At 60.9% G+C, this 1,134-nt stretch carries 1 protein-coding gene; it reads right to left on the bottom strand.

From position 1 onward, the window contains the following. The coding region (gene tuf / locus VWY60_RS14155) for an elongation factor Tu (RefSeq protein ID WP_416540808.1) at positions 1-1,134 on the bottom strand (1,134 nt) is incomplete at both ends.

The following is a 1,134-nucleotide window of genomic DNA, read 5'->3' as shown; positions in this document are numbered from 1 at the left end:
AACGCCGGCGCCGACGGTGCGGCCACCTTCGCGGATCGCAAAGCGCAGGCCCTGCTCCATCGCGATCGGTGCGATCAGTTCAACGTCGAACTTCAGGTTGTCGCCGGGCATAACCATCTCGGTACCCTCGGGCAGGGTCACGGTGCCGGTCACGTCGGTGGTCCGGAAGTAGAACTGCGGACGGTAGTTCGCGAAGAACGGGGTGTGACGACCGCCTTCTTCCTTGGTGAGGATATAGGCCTCAGCTTCGAACTTGGTGTGCGGCTTCACGGAACCCGGCTTACACAGAACCTGACCACGCTCAACGCCGTCACGGTCAACACCACGCAGCAGCGCGCCGATGTTGTCGCCTGCTTCACCACGGTCCAAGAGCTTGCGGAACATTTCCACACCGGTACAGGTGGTGGTGGAGGTGTCACGGATACCAACGATCTCGATCGAGTCGCCAACGTTGATCACGCCGCGCTCAATACGACCGGTCACAACGGTACCACGGCCGGAAATCGAGAACACGTCTTCGATCGGCATCAGGAACGGCTGGTCAACAGCGCGCTCAGGCGTGTCGATGTAATCGTCAACAGCCGCCATCAGTTCCTTGATCTTGTCGGCGCCGATCGCGTCGTCACGGCCTTCCATCGCCGCCAGAGCGGACCCTGCGATGATCGGGATATCGTCGCCCGGGTAGTCGTAGGAAGACAGCAGTTCGCGGATTTCCATCTCGACCAGCTCCAGGAGCTCTTCGTCGTCGACCTGGTCCACTTTGTTCATGAACACGACCATCTTCGGGATGCCAACCTGGCGGCCCAGCAGGATGTGCTCGCGGGTCTGCGGCATCGGGCCGTCAGCAGCGTTCACAACCAGGATCGCGCCGTCCATCTGCGCCGCACCGGTGATCATGTTTTTCACATAGTCAGCGTGGCCGGGGCAGTCGACGTGGGCGTAGTGACGGCCTTCGGTCTCATATTCCACGTGCGCGGTCGAGATGGTGATGCCGCGGGCTTTCTCTTCAGGTGCGCCGTCGATCTGGTCGTAGGCTTTGAAGTCACCGAAATACTTGGTGATCGCTGCGGTCAGCGTGGTCTTGCCGTGGTCAACGTGGCCGATGGTGCCGATGTTGACGTGCGGTTTTGTACG

It is taken from the genome of Phaeobacter sp. JH20_26, from assembly GCF_048056275.1.
GTDB lineage: Bacteria > Pseudomonadota > Alphaproteobacteria > Rhodobacterales > Rhodobacteraceae > Phaeobacter > Phaeobacter bryozoorum.
The sequence above is the reverse complement of the archived record's forward strand: the minus strand, read 5'-3'. Positions and strand labels throughout refer to the sequence as shown.